The following is a 240-nucleotide window of genomic DNA, read 5'->3' as shown; positions in this document are numbered from 1 at the left end:
GTCCGTCGTGAAGAGGGAAACAACCCAGACCGCCAGCTAAGGTCCCAAAGTCATGGTTAAGTGGGAAACGATGTGGGAAGGCACAGACAGCCAGGATGTTGGCTTAGAAGCAGCCATCATTAAAGAAAGCGTAATAGCTCACTGGTCGAGTCGGCCTGCGCGGAAGATGTAACGGGGCTAAACCATGCACCGAAGCTGCGGCAGCGACGCTTATGCGTTGTTGGGTAGGGGAGCGTTCTG

Annotated in this window: 1 rRNA gene; it reads left to right on the top strand. The window is 55.0% G+C overall.

Annotation, left to right across the window (positions count from 1 at the left end):
* A 23S ribosomal RNA gene (locus ACZ6J2_RS21935) occupies window positions 1-240 on the top strand; the annotation flags it as partial.

This window comes from Enterobacter sp. E14S (genome assembly GCF_055666685.1).
Note: the sequence above shows the minus strand (reverse complement) of the source record. Positions and strands in the feature narration are given on the sequence as shown.